The organism is Streptococcus cristatus ATCC 51100 (genome assembly GCF_011612585.1).
Classification (GTDB): Bacteria; Bacillota; Bacilli; order Lactobacillales; family Streptococcaceae; genus Streptococcus; species Streptococcus cristatus_H.
Genome location: NZ_CP050133.1, coordinates 213559 through 233374, shown reverse-complemented (window position 1 = coordinate 233374; position 19816 = coordinate 213559). Strand labels below are relative to the sequence as shown.

The following is a 19816-nucleotide window of genomic DNA, read 5'->3' as shown; positions in this document are numbered from 1 at the left end:
TTAGGGCAGGTTCAGTTTAGAAATTTAACTGAACGATCCTTTCTTTGTTTATTTCATTGTCTTCGTCATGTAAACCATATCCATGCCCTCTTTTTCAGGCTCAGTATGGGTCTGATGGTAGCCATTTTTCTCATAAAAAGCCACCATGCCTTTATCTTGTAAAACCGTGCACAAATCCCATTGCCTAATGGTGAAGAATGTCTCCTCTATCAGGCCAAGCCCCTCAGAGCCATATCCTTTATTCTGGTACTCTGGCAAAATCGCCACTGTTCCAATCCAACCTGCTGTCTGTTCATCATTTGTATTCAAGCGAATAAAGCCCAGAATCTTCTCGCCGTCTCTGACAAAATAATAAAAACTATTTGGGCGCTCGACCAGTTTCCATCGAATCCGCTCTCGCTCCTCCAGATAGGGGTCGTATTGATCCTGATATTTCTCATAAACGGCCTTAAAACTCGACCGCTGAATGGCAATAATGGTTTCTAAATCCTCAGCTCCCGCCCGTTCAATATGAATCATGCTTGTACCTCCAAATAATCGCTCAACCTGTCCTGCAGCTGCGGAATAACCTTTTTATCTGATAAGAACTGACTCACATCCATCATCTGATAAGCCTGTCCCTCATCGCCAAAGACAATGCTAGCAAATTCTTCCTGAGTGACAGTTCCCACCATAAAAATAGAAATTTTGTCTGGATTAAGCATTCCTTGATATTTCTTAACCCAGAGAATATCCGCTTCTTCAAGCTTCAAACCAAGCTCTTCGAAAACTTCTCGTTGAACACATTCAAAAGGAGTCTCCTCACCCTCGCGGCCACCGCCCGGCAACTCCCACATATTGGGCCAAGGAATGGTTGAAATATCGTCTCGCAAGATAGTCAGTAGCTTATCATCACAGAGCAAGGCAATCTTGCAGCCAGAAAACTCCATCTGCTTGTGCAATAAATCTAGCCCTTTTGCATTTGCCATCAGCGCCTCCTAATACCTCGGATAAGGGTAAAACTCCGTCTCAATCACATCTGCTCTGCCATTTTCAAAAGCCTCAGCATTCCAAGCTATCTCAAACTCTGCTGCCTCTGGATCTGCTAAGAAATCCATGAGCGCATCAAGGCCAGACTCAGCTGTTTGGGTTAGAAAATCCACGAAATAAGCCAGAAACTCCCGTGACAGCCCCTTTTTAGGCTCATAGGGCAGGGCAGCCAGATAGTCCTCGGCCTCAAAACGAGACTTGACCGGATTATAGAAAAGCACAGCTTCCTCAAAGTAAATATCCTCTGCCGAGGCATTACCCTCAGCATCAACCGTCTCAATACCGCCGGGATTTTGCACCTCAAGGAGGAAGGCCACTTCCACTGCGTGATTCTTCTTGTCCCAGTTTATCTCATAGTCAAAAGGAAAGCTCTTCCCCATTTCCTCGTCCAATATCTCTAAAAAACCGTACTTAGCCATGATTTCCTCTTTTCATTGTGATAAAATATTACTATCTATAATAGTAACACAAAAAGCCAAGAAAAACACTTGCAGAAAGGAAATCTTATGCCAGAAAACCTCGCCCTGCGCATGCGGCCAACCAGCATTGATCAGATCATCGGCCAGCAACATCTGGTCGGACCCGGGAAAATCATCCGCCGCATGGTTGAAGCCAACCGCCTGTCCTCGATGATTCTATATGGACCACCCGGCATCGGCAAAACCTCCATCGCCTCGGCTATTGCCGGCACAACCAAGTTTGCCTTTCGGACCTTTAACGCCACCGTAGATAGCAAGAAACGCCTGCAAGAGATCGCTGAAGAAGCGAAATTTTCCGGCGGACTGGTGCTCCTGCTAGACGAGATTCACCGTCTGGACAAGACCAAGCAAGATTTCCTGCTGCCACTATTAGAAAGTGGGCTGGTTATTATGATTGGGGCGACGACGGAAAATCCTTTCTTCTCAGTGACACCCGCTATTCGCAGCCGGGTTCAGATATTTGAACTTGAGCCCCTCAGCAACGACGACATTCGGACAGCTATTCAGTTAGCCTTGACAGATAAGGAACGAGGATTTGATTTTCCAGTGGAGCTAGACAAGGAAGCTCTGGACTTCATCGCTATCTCTACCAACGGAGACCTGCGCTCCGCCTATAACTCGCTGGACCTAGCCGTACTCTCTACCCCAGAAGATAGCAAGGGCATCCGTCACATCACGCTCGATGTCATGGAAAACAGCCTGCAAAAGAGCTATATCACCATGGATAAGGACGGGGACGGCCATTACGATGTCCTCTCTGCCCTGCAGAAGTCCATCCGTGGCTCCGATGTCAATGCCAGCCTCCACTACGCAGCTCGCCTCGTTGAGGCAGGAGACTTGCCTAGCCTAGCTCGACGCTTGACCGTTATCGCTTACGAAGATATTGGCCTAGCAAATCCTGACGCCCAAGTCCATACCGTTACAGCCCTGGAAGCAGCCCAGCGGATCGGCTTTCCTGAAGCCCGTATCCTCATTGCCAATATTGTTATTGATCTGGCTCTGTCGCCCAAGTCCAACTCAGCCTATGTGGCTATGGACAAGGCTTTAGCCGACCTCAGAAAGAATGGAAATCTGCCCATCCCACGCCACTTACGAGACGGCCACTACGCAGGAAGCAAAGAATTGGGCAACGCACAGGACTATCTCTACCCTCACTCCTATCTTGGCAATTGGGTCAAGCAGGACTACCTGCCCGATAAGATAAAAGACGCCAATTATTTCACTCCCAATGAAAATGGCAAATACGAGCGAGCCCTTGGATTGACCAAGAATAAGATTGATGACTTAAAAAAATGATGGCATCGTTTGCAAAAAATCACATTTTTCTCTTGAATTTTTCAAAATTTATGGTATTATAATTATAGAAACGCTGTGGTGTACGACTTCACACTTAAGTGTTGACCGACTATTTTTTGTATTATTAGGGAAACAAAAGACTTCTAACAGCGTGCAAGCCGTGTCACGCGGAAGCAGCTTCAGTTAGAGCGAGTTGCCCACCTGCTTAATTGCGCGGGTTCAATACAAATCGTGAAGGTCCGGCACCAATACAGCTTTTTCTCTTGCCTCCTTAGCTCAGTTGGTAGAGCAGTAGACTCTTAATCTATGGGTCGCAGGTTCGAGCCCTGCAGGGGGCATAGAAAGTATGACTAAGAAAGCCTACTCTGTAGGCTTTTTTGCTTGCTCTGAAATCATTTTGCCCCACTTTCTGCCCCACATTTTTTTATGAGCAATCTTTCCAAATATCTCTTATTTGATTAAATTCTTCAAAAATTTTCTCTTCTAAAGTGTGTCCGTACACTTCTACCAACATTGAAATATCTCTATGCCCTAGAATTTTTGCGATAACTCCAAGGTCAAATCCTTTGTGCCAGAGGTAGCTCCCATAGGTATGACGTGCTCCTTTTGTCGTGATAATTGGATAAATGTCCAACTCATTTAAGAGAACACTCAAAGCTTTATTGACACTTGCGATATCTGGGACTGAATGAATATATCCAAAATGTTGAAAAATCATCCGATATCGATTTTTGATTCCTAACTCCATGTTTGCCCTTTCTTGCTCCGTTTGTAAAAGGCGCAAAATTTTGATACACTCCTCGTCTATTGGAACCATCCGAATAGACGTTTTATTTTTTGGTGGAACAAACTTATGAGAGAGAGTATTATACCTCCTGTATGTTTTTAACAATCCTCTGTCAAAATCAACCTCATTCCAAGTTAACGCTATTAACTCTCCAAACCTCATGCCTGTTTTTAATAGAAAATAGACAATATAAGGAACAATTGAACGTTGGTAATCAAATTTTCTCTTTACTGCTAAAAGTAAATCCAGATAGTCCTTTTCTGTATGTAAATATTTCTCTTCTGTCATCTGTTGTTCTTTGGATGAAAATAATTTGCTGTATGAGGGCGATTTTCTTTTTGTAAGTCAGACTGAAACTTCCAAATTGTTTATTTATTTTATTGACATTTTCTATAAAAATAAGTACAATAGTTTTATTAGCAAACTATACTATACTATATAACTATATAGGGGGGTATTGAAATGAAATTTTCTAATCGTTTACTGCTATTCCTTGCAGGAGTTGTTTTTGTCCTTTTAGGACTTTTCCTATTTACAAACCCAGTAGCTAATCTTGTTGCTTACAGCTGGTGGATTGCATTTGGTTTACTGGTTTCTTCTATAGCAGCTATTTTAGGCTATTTCTCTGCACCAAAAGAGCTTCGCTCACCTGTTTATCTTTTCCAAGGATTTGTTAGTCTTCTCTTAGCTCTTTACCTCGTTGCTTATGGCTTTTTGACCCTGCCGGTCGTCATTCCGACCATTGTAGGAATTTGGTTAATTGTAGAAGCCATTATTGCTTTCTTTAAAGGCAATCGTCTAGGATTGATTTTCCCTATTATTGGTAGCAATATCACGTGGGTAGCCTTGCTTGAATTTTTACTAGGTCTAGTGATTCTGTTCAATCCAGTGGCTACAGGTGTCTTTGTCGTTTATGTCATTGCCTTTGCATTTTTAGTTACTGGCTTCACCTACATTATTGGGGTCTTTCGTAAATAGTCTAGTTGCTATTTCTATCGCATTCAAAAAAGCTGGGAAATCATATTCTCAGCTTTTTTGTCTCTTTAATTATCACTTTTTCGCATTCCATTCTGCGTAGAATTGCTCCAAGTATTCTTCCAAAAAGTGATGGCATAGTGCTCTAGCATTCGATAAGTTGCAATAATAACCGGTCGAGAACGGGGCATCGACTCAATCATACCGAAAATAAAAGAGCGAATGTTATCTGCAAAAAGAAAGCTTAGATTCTTTGCGATTTCAACAAAAAAAGCACTGTTTGTACTGACCCCAAAAAGTTAGACAAGTAATTTAAGTGAAGGATTTAGTTCTGTATTTCACAGGACTAATGTAAGTGGCTCATTTGGACTATCCTCCTGTTTTGTTTTGTCACTTACAGTATAGTCCTTTTAGGCTTTTCTTGTATTTTGAGTTTAACTAGCACCACGGGTATTATTTTTCCTTTTACTTACCAGATAGAAGTTAAAACTTAATTGAAAAGAACCATTTAATTTAACTAATGCATGTTCTTAAAATTTCCTAAGTCTACCAACAGCTCTATCTAAATCTTTCTTTTTAATCAAAATTTTAAAATTGCCTAATTTATAGAATATAAGTTTTTAAATAAAAATTTAATCTTTTTGTAATATATTGTATATTGCATAAAAGATTATTGTATGCTACAATTCACCTTGTGTAGCAGTAGTTTGTACTACTAAATATAGGAGATTTTATTCTATCTCTATAAAGTAATAAAGGAGTGTAAGCCCATGGAAAATGTTGTTGTCTCAATTTTTCATATTGAAAGTGAAGCCTTTCAGGCCTTTTCAGAATTAAAACAGTTTGTTCAAACTGAAAATACAAAATTAGCTCAGGCTTCAATTGTAAAAGCTGAAAATGGTGTTGTTAACGTCAAAGATAGCTTTGATTTGATGAATTCCCTAGGAGATGATTATTTCGAAGGCGGATTAATTGGTAGTTTAATCGGAATTTTAGGTGGACCACTAGGTGTTCTCTTTGGTTTTGCTACTGGTGGAGCAATTGGCGCCTCCGTTGGTTCAGACAAAGAATTGATCAATTCGGCATTAATTACAACCGTTAGTAAAAAGTTGACTAATGGCGAAGTAGCTATTATTGCACTTGTACAAGAAAATGATGAATCTGTTTTAAATGCTATTTTTGAAAAGTATCAGGTTGACATTGCTAGATGGGATGTCGCTACTGTTGCGGCAGAGATAGAGTCAGCTCTCAAAATTCAAGAAGATTTAGAGCATCAAGCTAAAGCTCGCTTAATTGCGGATAAAAAAGAAGCTCGTCGTGAAAAATTTGATAAATTGAAAGCTAGTATTAAAGAGAAATTTTCGAAAAAAAATTAACAGACTGAAGAGACTGAGGTAATTAGGAATCGGTAAACAGTCCATCTCTGATTACGAAAAACAAAAAAGCTATCCTACCTTTGCAAATTTGGATAAGATAGCAGAATATTTTAATGCAACTCCAACCCAACTCTTTGGAACGAGTAAAGAGATTGAGTTAGAAAAGAGTGTTCTTGAATCTAATGAATACTCTGATAAAGTAAGTGAAATCTTAAAAGCTGTCAAATACATCGAGCATTTCCTACATACTGATGGACAGTACTTAGAGGATTTACTTTACCTAACAAGAGGCAACCAACTATACACAGAAGATGGAAAAGAGTTGTATATTGATCCAACTTCTCAGAAAAGAACACTTCATACCCAATATGAACCTGGTTTTATTGAAGCAAGAGATAAATCTCCACTAGAGCTCTTAATTGAAAATAAGGAGCTATTAGATTAAATAAAAAAAGCGAGGATATCCTCGCTTTTCTATTGTAAAATCTTATTCTTCATTATCAATCACCAAACACTCCGCCTGTAAGCTGGTACGTGAAAATGTGCTCCAAGGTTTTGACAATTCGCGCCACATAAAGTTATTTAAGCATCTCCTTTTCTCTCATTACCATTTTCTGTTATAATAAATTGTACTTCTAAAATAGAAAGGTCTTAAGATGACAACTCTTATTAAACATAAACGTGTAGAATTTTCAGAACTTTTTTATGACTTAGTTTTTGTTTTTGCAATTTCAAAAGTAACTACTTTAATCGACCATCTTCATAACGGTATTTTGACTTGGAATTCTTTCCTTGATTTTTTCATTGCTATTTTGTTTCTCATCGATTCCTGGATGATTCAAACCGATTATACCAATCGCTATGGAAAGAACTCTTTATTTAACATGGTAATCATGTTTATCAAAATGGGACTTTTACTCTTTATAGCCAATATGATTGGACCTGATTGGCAACAATATTTTCATTATCTCTGTTGGGCTATTGGTACATTAACCCTTACCTTATTTTTTCAATATTTGGTTGAGTTTTTTAAAAAATCAACCGATAATGTTCATAGGGAAAGTATCAAAGGTTTTCTATGGATAACAGGTCTACGAAGTTTAGAAATCTATCTAGCAGCTCTTCTTCCTATTTACATTGGAGTCTATATCCTTTATGCTAGTATTCTGCTAACATTTATTACGCCAAGTATCTTGCTTAATAAAGATAAGCATTACCAGGTAAATCTTCCCCATTTAATCGAGCGCATCTCCCTTCTTGTCATTATTACGTTTGGAGAGATGATTACGAATCTAGCTAACTTCTTTACAATCGAGAATTTCTCGATTTATTCGGTTCTTTATTTCATTATTATGATTTCTCTGTTCTTGTTTTATTTTGGTCAATTCGACCATGCTATTGATGAAAAATCTAATCAAAAGGGACTATTTCTAATTTACAGTCACTATCCTATTTTCATTGGACTTATGATGATGATTGTATCGATGAGTTTTCTTCAGAATCCTGAAGCTAATCGTCTCTTTGCAACCAGCTTCTCTTATATCGGATTTGGCCTCTTTCAAGCTGCTGTCCTAGTAAATGGGCCCTATAACAAACACTATCTTCGCTATTCGAAAAGTTACTACTGTGTCCAAGCGACACTCTATCTGGCTGCCTTTATTCTCTCTTTAATCTTTGCTTCTAATCCTATAATAGTAGTGAGTATAACAACCATTTTAGCTCTAGCTATAGCCATTCATTTTATTTATTTTTATATGACACAGAATAAAAAATATTCCAAATCTAACTGGGAGTTATTTTAATGAGTTTATAACATTAAAAAGCTTTGGGAACCAAGGCTTTATATGATATCAATCACCGACCACGAAAATGTTTAGCTTACAGAACTGCTAGTGAAGCTCTAGAGGATGAGTTCGAGTAAATGTTGCACTTATTCTTGCAATTTATCATTTACTTGATGCACGAACTCGATATTTTTTTCGTTAATTTGTTTTTGCCCCACTTTTGCCCCATTTTTAAATCCTGACATTGAAAATACCTAAAAGTATTTCCCTAAAATCAGCTATATTTCAACATTTTTGTTTATTTTCAATATGAAAAGTTCTTACAAATTCATGCAGGGGGCATAGAAAGTATGACTAAAAAGCCTTGGAATCTAAGGCTTTTTCATTATTTTACAAGTTTTTGTCTCATTAATAGCACAATAAAAAGGCTTCAAACCATTGTTTTTGATCAATAGTTTGAAGTCTTTTTTACTTTATTGATTTCAAAAAAGTTGTACTTTCTTTGATGTGCCTTACATCATGCCGCCCATCATACTTGGGTCCATAGCTGGTGCTGCTGGCGCAGGTTCTGGCTTATTAGCCACAACAGCTTCTGTTGTCAAAATCAAGCTAGCAACTGAAGCGGCATTTTGCAGGGCTGAGCGCGTTACCTTAACTGGGTCAATGATTCCAGCTTCAATCATGTTCACCCATTCGCCAGTCGCAGCATTAAAGCCTGTACCTGCTTCAGAGTTTTTCAGGCGGTCAATGATGATAGAGCCTTCAAATCCTGCATTCAAAGCGATTTGACGGACAGGCTCTTCCAAGGCACGGAGGACGATGTTACGACCTGTTGCTTCATCACCTGTTAATTCGAGAGCAGCTACTGCATCCAATACGCTAACAAAGGCTGTACCACCACCTGACACGATTCCTTCTTCTACTGCGGCACGAGTCGCGTTAAGGGCATCTTCGATGCGGAGTTTCATTTCTTTAAGTTCGGTTTCGGTTGCCGCACCGACCTTAATCACCGCCACACCACCGGACAATTTAGCCAGACGTTCTTGTAGCTTTTCTTTATCAAACTCAGAAGTTGTACTTTCGATTTGAGATTTGATAACGGCCACACGATTGGCAATAGCTTCTGGATTACCAGAGCCTTCCACAATCACAGTGCTATCCTTGTCAACAGTTACTTTAGAAGCTTGTCCAAGCGCTTCAATGGTCGCATCTTTGAGCTCCAGACCAAGGTCTTCTGTAATCACTGTACCACCAGTCAAGATTGCAATGTCTTCCAACATAGCCTTTCGACGGTCACCGAAACCTGGTGCTTTAACAGCCACTACATTGAAGGTGCCACGAATCTTGTTAAGAACCAGTGTTGGCAGAGCTTCACCATCCACATCATCCGCAATAATCAAGAGCGGACGGTTGGTTTTCAAAATACTTTCCAACAATGGCAGAATCTCTTGAATGTTAGAAATTTTCTTGTCTGTAATCAAGATATAAGGGTTGTCCAGATCAGCCACCATTTTTTCACTATCCGTCACCATGTATTGAGACAGGTAGCCACGGTCAAACTGCATTCCTTCTACGACATCCAGCTCTGTTTCCATCCCTTTGGACTCTTCGATAGTGATAACGCCATCGTTGCCAACTTTTTCCATAGCTTCAGAAATGTACTCACCGACTTTTTCGCTACGAGAAGACACGGCAGCAACCTGAGCAATCGCTTCCTTGTTAGAAACTGGAATCGCCGTTTCTTTCAGGGCTTCAACAGCTGTTGCAACTGCTGCTTCAATCCCGCGGCGGATACCAATTGGGTTGGCACCCGCAGTCACGTTTTTGATTCCTTCACGAACGATAGCTTGGGTCAATACAGTAGCAGTCGTTGTTCCGTCTCCAGCGATATCATTGGTTTTTGAAGCCACTTCTGACACCAGCTTAGCGCCCATATTTTCAAAATGGTCTTCCAGCTCGATTTCCTTGGCAATTGTCACACCGTCATTGGTGATGAGGGGTGAACCAAAAGATTTTTCCAAAACAACATTGCGACCTTTAGGGCCCAAGGTTACCTTGACAGTATCTGCTAGAATATCCACACCACGAACCATTGCACTGCGTGCATCTGATGAAAATTTAATATCTTTTGCCATCTTTAAACCTCTTTCTTAGATTTTTACTCCACAATTGCAAGAATGTTGGCTTCCCCAACAACCAAGAATTTCTCATCTTGATCTTTGACTTCAATGCCAGCATGGCTTTCAACTAAAACCTTATCACCTGGCTTGACACTTGGTGCAACCAGCTCTCCGTTCAATGTACGGATTCCTTGGCCAACTGCGATGACTTTTGCTTCTTTTGTCGCGTCTTGTCCTGCACCAGCAATGACAAAGCCACCAACTTTCTGTTCTTTTTCTTCTACTTTTAAGACCACACGGTCACCTAATGGTTTTAACATCTTTTTCCTCCAAAGATTGAATTTTAGCACTCTACGACACCGAGTGCTAATCTATAGTTATTATTTTATCACTTGGTCAGAAATAGTCAAGAAAAAACTTTGCCGAATGACAAAGTTTTTGGGGAAATTAATTGGAAACATTATTGAGCTAACTTCAGTTTCTCTTCAAAATCATCAATCACTTTTTGCAGATTTAGTCTACCCTTGTAGATGCCATAGCCAAAGACCAGCATGACAAGAATTCCCAAAATAGCTAAGATGACTCCTACGATGAAAAGAAGCAGATTGGTTCGATGAAAGAGATAAATCAGGACAAAACCGATACTGGCAATGGTAAAGAAAAGACTAAACCAGCGTCCGAGATTTTCAATCATATGCTTCTGGTATTGAATTTCTGTTTCATAGCCTTGAATCAATTCTTGTTCTGTCATGATTTTCCCTCTTTTTCTTAATATTGGAGACCTGGGTTAAAGAAGCCAGCCAGTACTCCAAGGAAGGCGATAACAACTAGAATGAGCATCACTTTGATTGGAGAAAGGTTCTTCTTGGCCATGAGCCACCAGCAAAATACGATAAAGACAGCTGTTAAGAGACCTGGATAAACACCATCTAATTTATCTTGTAAGACAAGGTAAGGCTCTTTTTCACCTGGATTGATCAATTGGAAGGCAGTTTTGATAGGTACCCAAGTTGCTGCAACAGCACCGATAACCATTCCGCCGACAATCCCAACAGATTTACGGATAGCTTGTCCTTGTTCTCCTACTAGGAATTCAACGGCCTTATCTCCCAATTCATAGCCTTTAAAGTAAGCGAAACGCATACCGAAATAAGCCAGCAGATTCCAAACTAGGATATAGAAGATAGCACCGACAGGTGAGCCTCCATTTGAAAGCCCCATTGAGATCCCCAAAATAACTGGAATCAAGGTTCCAACGATCAGAGAGTCACCAATACCGGCAACCGGCCCCATCAAGCCAGCCCGAAGTCCGTTGATGGTTTCGTCATTTACTGCTTCTGCACCATTGGCACGCGCTTCTTCCAAACCAGCTGTGATCCCAACGACCAAAGTACCCAGCTGAGGTTCTGTGTTGAAGAAGGCTGTATAAGTGTGCATAGAGCGTGCTTGTTCTTCTTTTGTATCGTACAATTCTTCCACGATTGGTAGCATAGAAGTCAAGTAACCAAAAGTCTGCATGTGCTCTTGAGAGAAGCAGGTCAAGTGACCATAGTACCAGTGGTGGAATGATTTGGTCAGTGTTTTTTTAGATATTTTTTTAGTTGCCATCTTAGATATCCTCCTCGTCATCATCGTCAAAATCACCTACTGCCACAGCACTAGCTTTGACATTTTTCGCCATCTGTACTTCATAGAAGAGCAGGGCAAAGATCAGTGATACAACTGCACTAGACACAAGGTTGAGGCCAAGTGAGGCAGCCAAGGTAAAACCAACGAAGAATGGGACAAAGTCTGTCACCTTTTCAACGATTTGTTTCAAGAGAATCGCAATACCGACACATGGGAGGAGAGAACCTACTGTGAAGAGGGTTTTCATTGGTAGACCATCCATTGGGAGGGCATCTTTCAGAGCTGTAACAGCATCAGCACCGTAACGGCAAAGAATCAGTGTTGGCAAGAAAGAGAAGAGGAAGTGGGAAACCCATGGCAGATACCAGTCAACTGCATACAATTTTTTGTATTCTCCCTGTTCGACTGCTTTCCAGCCCATGTGTTGCCATACCAAGTTCATTGTCGCTGTTCCGTAGAAGAGAACAGTTCCTAGTGTACCAACCAGCACACCCATTGATTTTGCAAAGTCAGCAGCCTGCTGAGCATCTGAAATCCCTTGTGACTTGATCGCAACCATTGCCAAAGGAATACCGATATAAGAAACTGCACGGACATCGGCAGAAACAGTACCGCCAGGGGTTACCAGTGCGATATACACCAACTGCATGGCTACACCACAGATAATCCCGAGGCTCACATCTCCTAAAATCAAACCACAGACGAGTCCTCCGACAAGCGGACGTCCAAGTGTATAGTTACCAATACTTGAGCCACCCATACCCGGCATAGAGGATAAACTAGCAAAGATACCGAGGATTGCGGCTTGCAACCAAGAAATTGTCATAATCTTTCTCCTTTAAGTAAGATCGAGCAGTAGCAGGAGCTGAGTTCCAAATCCCTCAAACAGACCTTGCTCCGCAAGGTTATCGAAAGTCCAAAACCTTGTCCTGCTTAACTTCTGCCCCTGTTCAAAAACCAAATTTAGATTTGAAATCGCTCCAGTAACCGATGGAAACATCTGGAAGCAGCTGGAATTTTACCTTGTAGCCTGCTTTTTCAATCGCTTCAATCGCTTCCGCTTCTTCTTGTGTGATGGACTGGTTGTTGCCCAGCTTAACAGCTCCTGGACGGTCATTGGCTGGTCCAACGATGATTTCTTTGACATCGCCTGGCACATAGCCTTGGTCCACTAAGATTTCTTTCATATCAATCGGATTTTTGGTAATCAAGAAATAACGGCTGTCAGATTCGGTTACCTTGCCAGATTTTTCCTTGAAGGCTTCCTTGGTCCAAACGAAAGTTTTCTTGTCAGAAGCCCCTTTGTAGGCTTGGATCAAAACTTTGTTGCTGGCCGCTGCATCATTGACTGCAATCAGCCCATCGCAAGGATATTCCTTAGCCCAACGAGTGACAGTTTGACCGTGGATCATGCGGTCGTCAATCCGTACAAATGTTACTACCATTTTGAATCTCCTATCTAAGTTAGTAAATGAATAACTTTTTAAATGTCGTCGTCTTCCTCATCATCGTCTGATGATACTTCAAACTCCTGTAAGGCTGCCGTCGCTTCTGAAAGAATCGTCTGAGCGAGGTCTTTGCCTTCCAGCATGTCCTTCATCACAAGTCCAGTGAGCCCCATTGTCAGATTCAGTCCTCCAAGAATGACTGCCGAATCTAATTTGCCTAATTCTGCTAAGACACTAGCCGCTGTGGTCAATGGACTGCCTCCTACAATATCGGCCAAAACCAAGACAGTATCCTCTGCTTCTAAACCTGCCAAGGCTTGGCGGAAATCAAGAGCAAAATCATCGACTGATTTCCCCTCTTTCAAACCCACGGCTATGATTTGGTCTGTTTTATCTCCAGCAAACATCTTCAAGGAGCTTTGTACGCCTTCAGCTAGCCCCCCATGACTGACCAGTACAAGATATTTCATCTTTCCTGCCTCCTTATTTTCTTGATTCTATTGTACACAAAATGAAATCGCTTCCCTATTGTCAAATGTCACTTTGAAAAGATGACAAATGTGAGTTTAGATGTGACAAATGTCATATTGGTCTAGTCACCCGTGACTTGTTTTCTGACTTAACTTAGAAATAAAAAAGAAAGCAGACACTTATCTGCTTTCAATTTCTTTTTGAATACTTGGGAGGGCACTGTCAATTTCTTGATTTCCCAGAGCTTCCTTAATCAAATAGTCAAGTCTTTCCAAGGTCTGCCGGTCGACTTCTTGTCCAATATCTATGATAGAACGCTCCATCATACTATCTAGCCTCTCAGAAGTCAGAGAATCCAAGCCGAAGTCATCTGCTTGCAAGATTTTTCTGGTTTGCTGACTTTTCACGACAGAGGGCAAGACTGAAGTTCCCTGCGATTTTTCAAACAAGGTCTGCTGGCTTTCTTTGTCTTGTGACAGCAAGAGCATAAATTCCCAAGCCAGCTTCTCTTGCTTAGTGTTGGAAGACATGCCAAAGAGGGAAGTCTTGACCTGCGTTCCCATCACCTTGCTATTGGCTGTCGGCATCGGGATACAGGTCCAAGAAAAGCTAGAATATTTGGCAACATGATAAGGATAAGGCTTGTAGGTCCGATACTGGGCCAGACTCATAGGATAGAAGGCCACCCGCCCCTCATCAAAGTCATGAGGAATCACCTTATAGTGCTGGCTGAGCATGTCCAGCTTGCTCATAAAGGCCAAGGCTTGATGCATCTCTGGGCTGTCTACATTGATACCGGATTTATCGGTCAGATGGCCGCCGTAAGCTACCAGAGCCTGCTGCCACGTATAATCTGTAATACCGTACTGATCTACCACGCCATCGCCATTGGTATCTTTGGTTACTTTCTTGCAAATCTCATAGAAATCCGCCAAAGTCCAGCCTGACTCAGGAATGCTAATTCCTTCTTTTTCAAGTAAGTCTTTATTGACACACATCATGATAGGATTGCTCTCGACTGGAAGAGCATAGCTGACTCCCTGATATTGTCCAGCTTTATAAGCGACGGGATAAAAGGCTGTCCGTTCATCATCTGTTAGGAGGGTATCCAAGGATTTGAGGGCACCAGCCGAGGCCAACATACTAAAGTCGTTTTCCGGTACCATAAAGAGATCCGGCTGTTCGCCCTTTAAGACTTGCTCTGCCAGCCAGTCGGCATAATCCTTCTTGGGAATCCCGCTTTCGTAGACGACCTTGACATGGGGATGTGTCTTTTCAAATTTTTTAATCAGGCTGTCCAAGGCCTTGTTTTCACGACTATTTGGAACATCCCAGCTAGAGCCCGCATAGACACCGATGCGTAGGACTTTTTCATGACTAGACGACCAGAGAGCAAAGCTTAAAATGCCTGAAACAAGAACCAAAACAAGAACAACCAAATGTCTAAGTCGCCACTTCATTTATCACTTCCCTTGCTAAAGTCTCGCTGGGTGACTCCGGTCTGCACGGCCCAGATAGCCAGCTGAGTCCGGTCGCGCAGATTCAGTTTAGATAGAATCCCTGATAAGTAGTTGCGCACGGTCCCTTCCGACAGATAAAGCTTAGCTGCAATCTCCTTATTAGAAATCCCAAAGCCAATCTGCTGGATAATCTTCCACTCCGTCCGGCTCATGTCCTCTACATTTTCCTCTGACACCGTGATAGCAAAGTTGGACTGGGCCATCTGTGAAAAGATTTTGAAGACCTTGGTGGCAATATTAGGATTAATCATAGCTCCGCCTCGATAGACTGTCTGAATGGCTTCGTGGAGCTCTTCTGTCGAAACCCCTTTGAGAATATAGCCAGACGCGCCGTATTTGAGAGCGGAAAAGATAAATTCATCGTCATCAAAGGTCGTCAGAATGATAATCTTAACATCCGGATACTGTTCCTTGACAGCCTTGGTACAGAGTACACCGTCCATGATCGGCATACGGATATCCATCAAAATTACATCTGGACGTACCCGATGAAGCTTTTCCAAAACTTCCTTGCCATCTCCAACTGTCCCGACTACCTCGATGTCAGCATGAGCGGACAGGATGATTTGCAGAGACTCACGAATCAAGGCCTGATCGTCTGCAATTAAAACTTTAATCATTCCAACCTCCTATTTTGGGGATTTCAATGTAGGTATAAAAGCCATCTCGATTTTCAAAATGAACCTTCCCACCGATAATAGCCAACCGTTCCTGCATTTGCTTCAAGCCATAGCCATAATGCAATTCATCAAAACCTACACCATCATCTCGAATGGTCATAATATAATTTTCTTTTTCTAACAACTCAATCCAAACGGTCTTGGCGTGCCCGTGACGCACAGAATTGGTAATTGATTCCTGCACGATGCGAAACACAATATCTTCTTTGGCAATATCTAAATCGATCGTATCCCATTCATAAAGAAAATGGATATCCAAGTTGGAAATGGCTTCATACTCTCGGATAATCTTTAACAAAGCTTCTTTCAAACTATTATTCTCCAAAGTTCCCGGCCGCATTTTATTGAGAGAACCTCGAACATCCCGAATCCCGTCACGAACGACGACCGAGACATTATTGAGCTGCTCCTTGGCCCGCTCGGTATCAATATCTACTAGTACCTTGATGGCATCAATTCCCGCTGAGATACCCGTCAAAGCATGGCCCAGTGTATCATGAATCTCACGAGCAATCCGCTTTCTTTCTCGGTCTTCAGCAATTTTTTCTGATAAGGCTAGATAGCTGTTCAACTCCCGATTGGCCTGGGAAGCCATGCGAAGTTCCTCCTCAATCCGGTGCCGCTCTGTAATCGCCGGCATGATATAAAAGAGCAAGGAAATCATAAAAACAACAATATTGAGGGAGAAAAGAAAGTTCTTACCAAAAAGCAGCAGCAAACGTATAGATTCTGGATAAAAACGAATATAGGTATCCAATGAAGGCAGTTTGACAAAGAGCGACAGCAGGTCGTAGTTTGACAATAGCAACATACTGAAACTCAAGATAATAAAGGAAAACCAATATTTTTTGTCCTTGGAGGCATTGAACTCTTTGGAGCCATAGAAAATATCTGCAAAAACGAGAAGAATCAACCCATTGTAAGACGAATGCAGGGCAGTAAAGATGACCAGCATCAGTAAAATCTCAATCATGGTCACTTTATCGTAAACGGATAGCTGATTGGGGTGCTTTTCCCGATAGTACATCACCAGCAATAGGCAGGCATAAAAGATGATGGAAATCAGAAAAATGAAACTAGGAGATCCTGGGATGGCATCCAAGCGCTCTAAAAGCGAGTGACTGAAGCCTCTTGTCACGGCATAATTAGTTGCGAAAAGGTAAATCGAAGCATTATAGACAATGGCTATAAAATTGATGACCATCAGAGCTATTTTACTGTAAAAAATGCTTTTGTTTGGTTTCATTACTGCCACCCTGTAACTGTATACTCGCTGATATTGTCCTTGTTTATCAAGCGGACTGGTATCAGATACTGGCTGTCACAGGATTTCTTTTCCCGCAGCAGCTCAATCACTTCTGCCACCTTTCGTCCCATCTGAATAGGCGATTGGGCCACTGTTCCTTGAATGTCATTCGTATTGGCTAAAAAATTCTTAATATCTGGAGAGCCGTCAACCCCATAGATATAAATTTTTTCTGCGACACCTTGATCTTTGATTGCTGCCAAGGCACCGATTGCAGCACGATCATTAAGAGCCATGACAACGTTAAATTCCAAACCATTATCCAAGGCATTTTTGACCTGGGGCATGCTTTCTTCGGTCTGTCCCAAAGTCTCCAACTGAGAAACGATTCGATAGCTTGGATGTCCCTTGATCGTATCCAGAAAGCCCTGTAGCCGATCCATGGCTGAGATGGCATTCTGGTGTTCAAGCAAGAGAATATTCGCCTCGGAAAGCCGACCCATCATATCTTTAGCAATCAAAACTCCCGCTTGATAGTTATCCGACACGATAGTCGTATCAACGGCTACTTGCTTGCTCATCGGCGCATCTACCACGATAATGCGGATGCCAGCTTTTTTAGCAGCATTCAAAGCCCTGATAATATCTGGACTATCACTCTTTACTGGGTTGATGACGATGACATCCACTTTCTCTTTGATAAAATAAGCAATTTGCTGACTCTGCTTTTTCTCATCCAATTCCGAATCACGAACATAGAGCCGACTCCCCTGTTGATTGGTTTTTTTCTCCAATTCAGCATTCAAGGTTTGATAAAAATCATTGTTCATGGTCATATAGGTCGCCCCGATTTTAATTTGACTACTGTCGGGCATGCTAGCCTTAGAATAAATAAAAGTAAGGCAACAGATTACCAGCACAAAAATAGACCAGAGAGCGCATTTCTGGCAAGTCTGAATCCTCTTTTTTCCCTTACTCGATCTCATTCCCATCTCCTAGACACCTATACTTATTAACAGTTCACTTACGTTTATTATATTATAATCAAGCGAAAAAGCAAAACGTTTCTTGAATCCTCTAATCAATCAGAGGATAAACGACAGACTTTTTAGCTTCTGATTTTTAGGGCGAGATAAATGAATATCAAAAACAAAAAACGAAGGTATCCTCATGAAATACCTCCGTTTCTGTATGTATCTATTCAAACACAAATTGATTGTGGTAAAGCTCAGAATAGAAGCCGCCTAGATGCAGCAATTCATGATGATTGCCTCTTTCAATGACTTCCCCATCTTTTAAGACAATAATCTGGTCTGCATTCAATATGGTCTTTAAGCGGTGAGCGATGACAAAGCTGGTCCGTCCTGCCACAATGGCCTCCATCGCGCTCTGGATCTTGCTCTCGGTTACCGTATCAACATTAGAGGTGGCTTCATCCAAGATCAGCACTTGAGGATCGGTCAAAAGGGTTCGAGCAATTGAAATCAATTGCTTTTGACCTGTTGAAAAGATGTTTTGATCATCATCTACGATTGTGTCGTATTTATCAGGCAAGCTTTCAATATACTCGTGAATATGGGTAGCACGCGCAGCGATTTCAACCATCTCCTGACTTGCATCCGGTACTCCAAATCGGATATTATCTCGAATGGTTCCGCTGAACAAGACAGAATCTTGCAAAACGATACCTACATGACTGCGCAAGCTATCCAAGTCATAGTCTCGGATATCGCGCCCGTCAAATTCGATACTGCCCTTATCCACATCGTAAAAACGATTGATCAGGTTCATAATGGTCGTCTTTCCTGATCCTGTCGGTCCTACAACGGCAATCATTTTACCTTTTGGAGCCGAAATGGAAACATCTTTCAAAATCGGCTTTCCTTCTACATAAGAGAAATCCACATGCTTTATCTCGACGCCTTCTTTCAGCTCGGTAAAGGCTGGTGCATTCTGAGGGCGCACTTCCTCAGGCGCATCAAACATTTCCTGAATCCGATCCGCACCAGTGAAAGCCAGCTGCAGGCTTCCCCAGCTTGCCGCAACCTGAATGATAGGCTGATAGTATTGTTGAGAAAACTGTGTAAAGGTTGAAATCAGACCAATGGCTACTGAGGTCTTCACATTAGGATCATTGAGCATAATGGCTGAACCTACAAAAATCACGATAGCCGTATTGATCAGGCTCATTCCGTTCATGACAGGAAAGAGCAAGCCAGCAAAAGCGCGTCCTTTGAAAGTAGCTGACCGAACCTTATCATTTTGCTGGACAAAGCCTTTGATGACTTCTTCTTGCATTCCCTGCACAATGACTACCTTCTGGCCGGAAATCGTCTCATCCATATAAGCATTGAGCTGACCGACTTCTTTTTGCTGCAAGTCTGTGTACTTGCGAGCCAGCTTGACGATAGACACCAAAACAATGATGGCTACTGGCGTACTGGCAATCGTCACCCAAGCCAAGGTCGCATGCCGCATAAACATGATGATAATCAGGCCGATGTAGAGAGCGATATTGCTCATCACTTGGACTAGGCTCTCGTTTAAAGCCTGCAAGATATTATCTAAATCGCTGGTAAAACGCGACAAGATATCTCCATCTTGATGGCGGTCAAAGAAGGAAACGGTCAAGCGAGCTAATTTTCCAAAGAGCCCCTTGCGCATTTCATTGGTTGAGTAGGAAATGATCCGACTCATCAGCAGCATGTAAATCAAGCTCGATAGCGAAAGGAAGATGAAAGCCAGCGCTAAATTCCACATGATTCCTTGAAAAGCAGCAAAGGCAGAAACATCGCCTGAAGCAAGCTTGCCACTCGCAAAAGCACTACCCAGCTCCACTAACTCACTAATGGCGAGACCAGTAAAAATCGGAAATAGAACCTGTAAAACCGTAGAGATGACAATCATAATCATGACGACCAAAAAGGCCAGTTTATACTGTTTAAAATATTGCCAGAAAAATTTTGCTGTCTTCAT

Annotated in this window: 20 protein-coding genes, 1 tRNA gene and 1 pseudogene; 6 read left to right on the top strand and 16 right to left on the bottom strand. The window is 41.7% G+C overall.

The window, feature by feature from the left end; translation table 11 throughout:
• Nucleotides 1-48: 48 nt before the first annotated feature.
• Genes HBA50_RS01195 through HBA50_RS01185 form a run of 3 tightly spaced genes read right to left on the bottom strand, consistent with a single transcriptional unit; the run spans nucleotide 49 to nucleotide 1448 of the window.
• Nucleotides 49-519: a GNAT family N-acetyltransferase gene (locus HBA50_RS01195; protein ID WP_045500419.1), complete on the bottom strand. Its 471-nt coding sequence runs from the start codon at nucleotides 517-519 to the stop codon at nucleotides 49-51.
• The gene (locus tag HBA50_RS01190; RefSeq protein WP_045500414.1) at nucleotides 516-968 is read right to left on the bottom strand and encodes an NUDIX hydrolase; all 453 of its coding nucleotides are present in this window, start codon (nucleotides 966-968) and stop codon (nucleotides 516-518) included. Before HBA50_RS01190 ends, HBA50_RS01195 begins: the two co-directional genes overlap by 4 nt.
• Nucleotides 969-977: 9 nt before the next feature.
• Nucleotides 978-1448, bottom strand: a complete 471-nt coding sequence (locus tag HBA50_RS01185) for a DUF3013 family protein (protein ID WP_045500412.1) — start codon at nucleotides 1446-1448, stop codon at nucleotides 978-980.
• Between the two features lie 87 nt (nucleotides 1449-1535).
• On the opposite strand from HBA50_RS01185, the gene HBA50_RS01180 reads away from it, so the two are divergent.
• On the top strand, nucleotides 1536-2804 hold the full coding sequence (locus HBA50_RS01180; RefSeq protein ID WP_045500409.1) for a replication-associated recombination protein A: 1269 nt from the start codon (nucleotides 1536-1538) through the stop codon (nucleotides 2802-2804).
• 265 nt (nucleotides 2805-3069) lie between these two features.
• Nucleotides 3070-3142: transfer RNA gene (locus HBA50_RS01170), tRNA-Lys, on the top strand.
• An 86-nt stretch (nucleotides 3143-3228) separates the two neighbouring features.
• On the opposite strand, the pseudogene HBA50_RS01165 reads toward HBA50_RS01170, so the two are convergent.
• Nucleotides 3229-3906: pseudogene (locus HBA50_RS01165) on the bottom strand (site-specific integrase); the annotation flags it as partial.
• Between the two features lie 147 nt (nucleotides 3907-4053).
• Between HBA50_RS01165 and HBA50_RS01160 the strand changes: the two are divergent.
• The 4 genes from HBA50_RS01160 to HBA50_RS01145 all read left to right on the top strand — a co-directional run bounded on the left by HBA50_RS01160 (nucleotide 4054) and on the right by HBA50_RS01145 (nucleotide 7744).
• Entirely contained in the window at nucleotides 4054-4569 is a 516-nt protein-coding gene (locus HBA50_RS01160) for a DUF308 domain-containing protein (protein ID WP_045500407.1), read from the top strand.
• 767 nt (nucleotides 4570-5336) lie between these two features.
• On the top strand, nucleotides 5337-5942 hold the full coding sequence (locus tag HBA50_RS01155) for a DUF1269 domain-containing protein (protein ID WP_000432802.1): 606 nt from the start codon (nucleotides 5337-5339) through the stop codon (nucleotides 5940-5942).
• A gap of 28 nt (nucleotides 5943-5970) precedes the next feature.
• Nucleotides 5971-6387, top strand: a complete 417-nt coding sequence (locus tag HBA50_RS01150) for a helix-turn-helix domain-containing protein (protein WP_071788307.1) — start codon at nucleotides 5971-5973, stop codon at nucleotides 6385-6387.
• A 211-nt stretch (nucleotides 6388-6598) separates the two neighbouring features.
• Nucleotides 6599-7744 (top strand): low temperature requirement protein A, encoded by a 1146-nt coding sequence (locus HBA50_RS01145; protein WP_045500403.1) that lies wholly within the window; start codon nucleotides 6599-6601, stop codon nucleotides 7742-7744.
• A gap of 494 nt (nucleotides 7745-8238) precedes the next feature.
• On the opposite strand, the gene groL is transcribed toward HBA50_RS01145, so the two are convergent.
• From groL to HBA50_RS01085, 12 genes are all read right to left on the bottom strand, one after another.
• Nucleotides 8239-9861, bottom strand: a complete 1623-nt coding sequence (gene groL / locus HBA50_RS01140) for a chaperonin GroEL (protein ID WP_045500401.1) — start codon at nucleotides 9859-9861, stop codon at nucleotides 8239-8241.
• A gap of 23 nt (nucleotides 9862-9884) precedes the next feature.
• Nucleotides 9885-10166, bottom strand: coding sequence for a co-chaperone GroES (gene groES / locus HBA50_RS01135; protein WP_005591589.1), 282 nt, complete (start codon nucleotides 10164-10166; stop codon nucleotides 9885-9887).
• A 140-nt stretch (nucleotides 10167-10306) separates the two neighbouring features.
• Nucleotides 10307-10597 carry a hypothetical protein gene (locus HBA50_RS01130; RefSeq protein WP_005591588.1) on the bottom strand — a complete coding sequence of 97 codons (291 nt, stop codon included), beginning with the start codon at nucleotides 10595-10597 and terminating at the stop codon, nucleotides 10307-10309.
• 17 nt (nucleotides 10598-10614) lie between these two features.
• Nucleotides 10615-11454 (bottom strand): PTS system mannose/fructose/sorbose family transporter subunit IID, encoded by an 840-nt coding sequence (locus tag HBA50_RS01125; protein WP_045500397.1) that lies wholly within the window; start codon nucleotides 11452-11454, stop codon nucleotides 10615-10617.
• A gap of 1 nt (nucleotide 11455) precedes the next feature.
• Nucleotides 11456-12301, bottom strand: coding sequence for a PTS mannose/fructose/sorbose/N-acetylgalactosamine transporter subunit IIC (locus HBA50_RS01120; RefSeq protein ID WP_005591586.1), 846 nt, complete (start codon nucleotides 12299-12301; stop codon nucleotides 11456-11458).
• A gap of 124 nt (nucleotides 12302-12425) precedes the next feature.
• Nucleotides 12426-12920: a PTS sugar transporter subunit IIB gene (locus HBA50_RS01115; RefSeq protein WP_045500394.1), complete on the bottom strand. Its 495-nt coding sequence runs from the start codon at nucleotides 12918-12920 to the stop codon at nucleotides 12426-12428.
• A gap of 38 nt (nucleotides 12921-12958) precedes the next feature.
• A complete protein-coding gene (locus tag HBA50_RS01110) occupies nucleotides 12959-13393 on the bottom strand; it encodes a PTS sugar transporter subunit IIA (RefSeq protein WP_045500392.1) in 435 nt (144 codons plus the stop codon).
• 180 nt (nucleotides 13394-13573) lie between these two features.
• Entirely contained in the window at nucleotides 13574-14854 is a 1281-nt protein-coding gene (locus HBA50_RS01105) for an ABC transporter substrate-binding protein (RefSeq protein WP_045500390.1), read from the bottom strand.
• The gene (locus tag HBA50_RS01100; RefSeq protein ID WP_045500388.1) at nucleotides 14851-15534 is read right to left on the bottom strand and encodes a response regulator transcription factor; all 684 of its coding nucleotides are present in this window, start codon (nucleotides 15532-15534) and stop codon (nucleotides 14851-14853) included. Before HBA50_RS01100 ends, HBA50_RS01105 begins: the two co-directional genes overlap by 4 nt.
• Nucleotides 15527-16840 (bottom strand): sensor histidine kinase, encoded by a 1314-nt coding sequence (locus HBA50_RS01095; RefSeq protein ID WP_045500385.1) that lies wholly within the window; start codon nucleotides 16838-16840, stop codon nucleotides 15527-15529. The genes HBA50_RS01100 and HBA50_RS01095 overlap by 8 nt, the downstream gene beginning before the upstream one ends.
• Nucleotides 16840-17826, bottom strand: coding sequence for a substrate-binding domain-containing protein (locus HBA50_RS01090; protein WP_045500382.1), 987 nt, complete (start codon nucleotides 17824-17826; stop codon nucleotides 16840-16842). The genes HBA50_RS01095 and HBA50_RS01090 overlap by 1 nt, the downstream gene beginning before the upstream one ends.
• Nucleotides 17827-18037: 211 nt before the next feature.
• Nucleotides 18038-19816, bottom strand: a complete 1779-nt coding sequence (locus tag HBA50_RS01085; RefSeq protein WP_045500380.1) for an ABC transporter ATP-binding protein — start codon at nucleotides 19814-19816, stop codon at nucleotides 18038-18040.

Bases quoted from the DNA above. Each gene is read 5' to 3' on its own strand.
- HBA50_RS01195 (WP_045500419.1), bottom strand. From the start codon at position 519: ATGATTCATATTGAACGGGCGGGAGCTGAGGATTTAGAAACCATTATT.
- HBA50_RS01190 (WP_045500414.1), bottom strand. From the start codon at position 968: ATGGCAAATGCAAAAGGGCTAGATTTATTGCACAAGCAGATGGAGTTT.
- HBA50_RS01185 (WP_045500412.1), bottom strand. From the start codon at position 1,448: ATGGCTAAGTACGGTTTTTTAGAGATATTGGACGAGGAAATGGGGAAG.
- HBA50_RS01180 (WP_045500409.1), top strand. From the start codon at position 1,536: ATGCCAGAAAACCTCGCCCTGCGCATGCGGCCAACCAGCATTGATCAG.
- HBA50_RS01160 (WP_045500407.1), top strand. From the start codon at position 4,054: ATGAAATTTTCTAATCGTTTACTGCTATTCCTTGCAGGAGTTGTTTTT.
- HBA50_RS01155 (WP_000432802.1), top strand. From the start codon at position 5,337: ATGGAAAATGTTGTTGTCTCAATTTTTCATATTGAAAGTGAAGCCTTT.
- HBA50_RS01145 (WP_045500403.1), top strand. From the start codon at position 6,599: ATGACAACTCTTATTAAACATAAACGTGTAGAATTTTCAGAACTTTTT.
- groL (WP_045500401.1), bottom strand. From the start codon at position 9,861: ATGGCAAAAGATATTAAATTTTCATCAGATGCACGCAGTGCAATGGTT.
- groES (WP_005591589.1), bottom strand. From the start codon at position 10,166: ATGTTAAAACCATTAGGTGACCGTGTGGTCTTAAAAGTAGAAGAAAAA.
- HBA50_RS01130 (WP_005591588.1), bottom strand. From the start codon at position 10,597: ATGACAGAACAAGAATTGATTCAAGGCTATGAAACAGAAATTCAATAC.
- HBA50_RS01125 (WP_045500397.1), bottom strand. From the start codon at position 11,454: ATGGCAACTAAAAAAATATCTAAAAAAACACTGACCAAATCATTCCAC.
- HBA50_RS01120 (WP_005591586.1), bottom strand. From the start codon at position 12,301: ATGACAATTTCTTGGTTGCAAGCCGCAATCCTCGGTATCTTTGCTAGT.
- HBA50_RS01115 (WP_045500394.1), bottom strand. From the start codon at position 12,920: ATGGTAGTAACATTTGTACGGATTGACGACCGCATGATCCACGGTCAA.
- HBA50_RS01110 (WP_045500392.1), bottom strand. From the start codon at position 13,393: ATGAAATATCTTGTACTGGTCAGTCATGGGGGGCTAGCTGAAGGCGTA.
- HBA50_RS01105 (WP_045500390.1), bottom strand. From the start codon at position 14,854: ATGAAGTGGCGACTTAGACATTTGGTTGTTCTTGTTTTGGTTCTTGTT.
- HBA50_RS01100 (WP_045500388.1), bottom strand. From the start codon at position 15,534: ATGATTAAAGTTTTAATTGCAGACGATCAGGCCTTGATTCGTGAGTCT.
- HBA50_RS01095 (WP_045500385.1), bottom strand. From the start codon at position 16,840: ATGAAACCAAACAAAAGCATTTTTTACAGTAAAATAGCTCTGATGGTC.
- HBA50_RS01090 (WP_045500382.1), bottom strand. From the start codon at position 17,826: ATGAGATCGAGTAAGGGAAAAAAGAGGATTCAGACTTGCCAGAAATGC.
- HBA50_RS01085 (WP_045500380.1), bottom strand. From the start codon at position 19,816: ATGAAGACAGCAAAATTTTTCTGGCAATATTTTAAACAGTATAAACTG.